This window comes from Paraburkholderia sp. CNPSo 3274 (assembly GCF_024206475.1).
Lineage (GTDB): Bacteria > Pseudomonadota > Gammaproteobacteria > Burkholderiales > Burkholderiaceae > Paraburkholderia.
On sequence record NZ_JAMBPR010000178.1, the window covers coordinates 1 to 5639 of the forward strand.

Consider the following 5639-nt stretch of genomic DNA (forward strand, 5'->3'; position numbering starts at 1 on the left):
ACCTGTCAGCTTTGAGTGAGCGACCGGTCTCGAGAGAGACCGAAAACAGTAACAGGTTTAAACTGAAGAGTTTGATCCTGGCTCAGATTGAACGCTGGCGGCATGCCTTACACATGCAAGTCGAACGGCAGCGCGGGAGCAATCCTGGCGGCGAGTGGCGAACGGGTGAGTAATACATCGGAACATGTCCAGTAGTGGGGGATAGCCCGGCGAAAGCCGGATTAATACCGCATACGATCTACGGATGAAAGCGGGGGATCGCAAGACCTCGCGCTATTGGGGTGGCCGATGGCGGATTAGCTGGTTGGTGGGGTAAAGGCCTACCAAGGCGACGATCCGTAGCTGGTCTGAGAGGACGACCAGCCACACTGGGACTGAGACACGGCCCAGACTCCTACGGGAGGCAGCAGTGGGGAATTTTGGACAATGGGCGCAAGCCTGATCCAGCAATGCCGCGTGTGTGAAGAAGGCCTTCGGGTTGTAAAGCACTTTTGTCCGGAAAGAAATCCTCTGGGTTAATACCCCGGGGGGATGACGGTACCGGAAGAATAAGCACCGGCTAACTACGTGCCAGCAGCCGCGGTAATACGTAGGGTGCGAGCGTTAATCGGAATTACTGGGCGTAAAGCGTGCGCAGGCGGTGATGTAAGACCGATGTGAAATCCCCGGGCTTAACCTGGGAACTGCATTGGTGACTGCATCGCTGGAGTATGGCAGAGGGGGGTAGAATTCCACGTGTAGCAGTGAAATGCGTAGAGATGTGGAGGAATACCGATGGCGAAGGCAGCCCCCTGGGCCAATACTGACGCTCATGCACGAAAGCGTGGGGAGCAAACAGGATTAGATACCCTGGTAGTCCACGCCCTAAACGATGTCAACTGGTTGTCGGGCCTTCATTGGCTTGGTAACGAAGCTAACGCGTGAAGTTGACCGCCTGGGGAGTACGGTCGCAAGATTAAAACTCAAAGGAATTGACGGGGACCCGCACAAGCGGTGGATGATGTGGATTAATTCGATGCAACGCGAAAAACCTTACCTACCCTTGACATGTACGGAACCCTGCCGAGAGGTGGGGGTGCCCGAAAGGGAGCCGTAACACAGGTGCTGCATGGCTGTCGTCAGCTCGTGTCGTGAGATGTTGGGTTAAGTCCCGCAACGAGCGCAACCCTTGTCCCTAGTTGCTACGCAAGAGCACTCCAGGGAGACTGCCGGTGACAAACCGGAGGAAGGTGGGGATGACGTCAAGTCCTCATGGCCCTTATGGGTAGGGCTTCACACGTCATACAATGGTCGGAACAGAGGGTTGCCAAGCCGCGAGGTGGAGCCAATCCCAGAAAACCGATCGTAGTCCGGATCGCAGTCTGCAACTCGACTGCGTGAAGCTGGAATCGCTAGTAATCGCGGATCAGCATGCCGCGGTGAATACGTTCCCGGGTCTTGTACACACCGCCCGTCACACCATGGGAGTGGGTTTTGCCAGAAGTGGCTAGTCTAACCGCAAGGAGGACGGTCACCACGGCAGGATTCATGACTGGGGTGAAGTCGTAACAAGGTAGCCGTATCGGAAGGTGCGGCTGGATCACCTCCTTTCATGAGCTCATCGCTCACTGCGTTTTAAGCGCTCACACTTGTCGGCTGTAAGAAAGACAGACTCAGGGGTCTGTAGCTCAGTCGGTTAGAGCACCGTCTTGATAAGGCGGGGGTCGATGGTTCGAATCCATCCAGACCCACCACTGTCTGTGGACGGGCAGTCCCCTTGAGTTGTGTGACTGGGGGATTAGCTCAGCTGGGAGAGCACCTGCTTTGCAAGCAGGGGGTCGTCGGTTCGATCCCGTCATCCTCCACCAATCCTCAATGCCGATATCCGAATGGGGAAACCCACTCCGAATGGAGTATCCATGACTGAATACATAGGTCATGTGAGGCGAACGCGGCGAACTGAAACATCTAAGTAGCCGCAGGAAAAGAAATCAACCGAGATTCCCAAAGTAGTGGCGAGCGAAATGGGACCAGCCTGCATTCTTTATCCGTACCGTCAGCCAAACGCTCTGGAAAGTGCGGCCATAGTGGGTGATAGCCCCGTAGGCGAAGACGGAATGGAAGAACTAGGTATGCGACAAGTAGGGCGGGACACGTGAAATCCTGTCTGAAGATGGGGGGACCATCCTCCAAGGCTAAATACTCGTGATCGACCGATAGTGAACCAGTACCGTGAGGGAAAGGCGAAAAGAACCCCGGGAGGGGAGTGAAACAGATCCTGAAACCGCATGCATACAAACAGTCGGAGCCTCGCAAGGGGTGACGGCGTACCTTTTGTATAATGGGTCAGCGACTTACATTCAGTGGCAAGCTTAACCGAATAGGGCAGGCGTAGCGAAAGCGAGTCCGAACAGGGCGTTCAGTCGCTGGGTGTAGACCCGAAACCAGGTGATCTATCCATGGCCAGGTTGAAGGCACGGTAACACGTGCTGGAGGACCGAACCCACTAACGTTGAAAAGTTAGGGGATGAGCTGTGGATAGGGGTGAAAGGCTAAACAAACCTGGAAATAGCTGGTTCTCTCCGAAAACTATTTAGGTAGTGCCTCGTGTATCACCTTCGGGGGTAGAGCACTGTCATGGTTGAAGGGTCCATTGCGGATTACTTCGCCATAGCAAACTCCGAATACCGAAGAGTGCAATCACGGGAGACAGACATCGGGTGCTAACGTCCGGTGTCAAGAGGGAAACAACCCAGACCGCCAGCTAAGGTCCCCAAATATGACTAAGTGGGAAACGAAGTGGGAAGGCTAAAACAGTCAGGAGGTTGGCTTAGAAGCAGCCACCCTTTAAAGAAAGCGTAATAGCTCACTGATCGAGTCGTCCTGCGCGGAAGATGTAACGGGGCTAAGTCATATACCGAAGCTGCGGATGCACATTTATGTGCATGGTAGGAGAGCGTTCCGTAAGCCTGCGAAGGTGCGTTGAAAAGCGTGCTGGAGGTATCGGAAGTGCGAATGCTGACATGAGTAGCGATAAAGGGGGTGAAAGGCCCCCTCGCCGTAAGCCCAAGGTTTCCTACGCAACGTTCATCGGCGTAGGGTGAGTCGGCCCCTAAGGCGAGGCAGAAATGCGTAGCTGATGGGAAGCAGGTCAATATTCCTGCACCATTGTGAAATGCGATGGGGGGACGGATCGCGGAAGGTTGTCCGGGTGTTGGAAGTCCCGGTCCTTGCATTGGAGAAGGCGCTTTGGCAAATCCGGGCGCGGGATTCAAGGGTGCGAGGCCATTCACCTAGGTGAAGAAGCAACTGGAAGTGGTTCCAAGAAAAGCCTCTAAGCTTCAGTTTCACAGTGACCGTACCGCAAACCGACACAGGTGGGCGAGATGAGTATTCTAAGGCGCTTGAGAGAACTCGGGAGAAGGAACTCGGCAAATTGGTACCGTAACTTCGGGATAAGGTACGCCCTGGTAGCTTGACTGGCTTGCGCCAGAAGGGTGAAGGGGTTGCAATAAACTGGTGGCTGCGACTGTTTAATAAAAACACAGCACTCTGCAAACACGAAAGTGGACGTATAGGGTGTGACGCCTGCCCGGTGCCGGAAGATTAAATGATGGGGTGCAAGCTCTTGATTGAAGTCCCGGTAAACGGCGGCCGTAACTATAACGGTCCTAAGGTAGCGAAATTCCTTGTCGGGTAAGTTCCGACCTGCACGAATGGCGTAACGATGGCCACACTGTCTCCTCCCGAGACTCAGCGAAGTTGAAGTGTTTGTGATGATGCAATCTCCCCGCGGCTAGACGGAAAGACCCCATGAACCTTTACTGTAGCTTTGCATTGGACTTTGAACCGGTTTGTGTAGGATAGGTGGGAGGCTGTGAAGTGTGGACGCTAGTCTGCATGGAGCCGTCCTTGAAATACCACCCTGATCTGTTTGAGGTTCTAACCTTGGTCCGTAATCCGGATCGGGGACAGTGCATGGTAGGCAGTTTGACTGGGGCGGTCTCCTCCCAAAGGGTAACGGAGGAGTACGAAGGTACGCTAGGTACGGTCGGAAATCGTGCTGATAGTGCAATGGCATAAGCGTGCTTGACTGTGAGACTCACAAGTCGAACAGGTGCGAAAGCAGGTCATAGTGATCCGGTGGTTCTGTATGGAAGGGCCATCGCTCAACGGATAAAAGGTACTCTGGGGATAACAGGCTGATACCGCCCAAGAGTTCATATCGACGGCGGTGTTTGGCACCTCGATGTCGGCTCATCTCATCCTGGGGCTGTAGCCGGTCCCAAGGGTATGGCTGTTCGCCATTTAAAGAGGTACGTGAGCTGGGTTTAAAACGTCGTGAGACAGTTTGGTCCCTATCTGCCGTGGGCGCTGGATATTTGAAGGGACCTGCTCCTAGTACGAGAGGACCGGAGTGGACGAACCTCTGGTGTACCGGTTGTCACGCCAGTGGCATCGCCGGGTAGCTATGTTCGGAAGAGATAACCGCTGAAAGCATCTAAGCGGGAAACTCGCCTTGAGATGAGATATCCCCGGGGCTTCGAGCCCCTTGAAGGGTCGTTCGAGACCAGGACGTTGATAGGTCAGGTGTGGAAGCGCAGTAATGCGTTAAGCTAACTGATACTAATTGCCCGTAAGGCTTGATCCTATAACAGGTGTGCCTCCGCCCCGCGTGGGTGAGCAGGACGCACAGGTTGAGAATAGCGAGCTGGTCCCACCCCTTCCCATCCCGAACAGGACCGTGAAACAGCTCCACGCCGATGATAGTGCGGATTGCCCGTGTGAAAGTAGGTAATCGTCAGGCTTCTCTACAAGCGAAACCCCGGCCCTAAAAAGCCGGGGTTTTTGCTTTTCCGCTCTCCCTATAAGTGAGAGCGTTGTGGGCTCGACGCCGAACAAAGTGCTTGACATGATTCGGATGTTCCCCCATAATCATCAGTTCTCTACGGAGGGGTGCCCGAGTGGCTAAAGGGGGCAGACTGTAAATCTGTTGGCTTACGCCTACGTTGGTTCGAATCCAACCTCCTCCACCAGAATTCAGCTGTAGTAAGTGTCGGGCCGGCAAGATTGCGCTAGCAGTTGCAATGGTCGGCGAACCTCGCGGGTGTAGCTCAATGGTAGAGCAGAAGCCTTCCAAGCTTACGACGAGGGTTCGATTCCCTTCACCCGCTCCAGCGAAGCAATAAAGCGGTTCAGAGCAGTTTTTGCCCATGTGGCTCAGTGGTAGAGCACTCCCTTGGTAAGGGAGAGGTCGGCAGTTCGATCCTGCCCATGGGCACCAGCCGGTATCTAGCGGGCCTCAGAAGCCCCGCATCGAGCAGGCAGCAGCAAGCCAGTGATTGTTTGCGCGCCCCGCGCAACGTACGGAAAAATCCTCTTAGGAGTCGAAAATGGCCAAGGGTAAGTTTGAGCGGACCAAGCCGCACGTGAACGTGGGCACGATCGGTCACGTTGACCACGGCAAGACCACGCTGACGGCAGCGATCACGACGGTTCTGACCGCGAAGTTCGGCGGCGAGGCGAAGGCGTACGACCAGATCGACGCAGCGCCGGAAGAAAAGGCACGTGGTATTACCATCAACACCGCGCACGTCGAGTACGAAACGGCTAACCGCCACTACGCACACGTCGACTGCCCGGGCCACGCTGACTACGTG

1 protein-coding gene, 4 tRNA genes and 3 rRNA genes are annotated in these 5639 nt (G+C 54.9%); all 8 read left to right on the forward strand.

Annotated features, from left to right (window positions below; translation table 11 throughout):
* The first annotated feature begins 59 nt into the window (after positions 1-59).
* Positions 60-1590 (forward strand): 16S ribosomal RNA (locus M3I54_RS43740).
* Between the two features lie 66 nt (positions 1591-1656).
* Positions 1657-1733 (forward strand) — tRNA-Ile (locus M3I54_RS43745).
* 8 nt (positions 1734-1741) lie between these two features.
* Positions 1742-4630 (forward strand): 23S ribosomal RNA (locus tag M3I54_RS43750).
* A gap of 42 nt (positions 4631-4672) precedes the next feature.
* Positions 4673-4786 (forward strand): 5S ribosomal RNA (gene rrf, locus M3I54_RS43755).
* Together the 16S, 23S and 5S rRNA genes with 4 tRNA genes alongside form the textbook arrangement of a ribosomal RNA operon.
* A 143-nt stretch (positions 4787-4929) precedes the next feature.
* Positions 4930-5015, forward strand: a tRNA-Tyr gene (locus M3I54_RS43760).
* 67 nt (positions 5016-5082) lie between these two features.
* Positions 5083-5156: transfer RNA gene (locus M3I54_RS43765), tRNA-Gly, on the forward strand.
* A gap of 32 nt (positions 5157-5188) precedes the next feature.
* Positions 5189-5263, forward strand: a tRNA-Thr gene (locus M3I54_RS43770).
* Between the two features lie 109 nt (positions 5264-5372).
* Positions 5373-5639, forward strand: a 267-nt coding sequence (locus M3I54_RS43775) for a GTP-binding protein (protein ID WP_236597258.1), incomplete at its 3' end; no start/stop codon positions are given.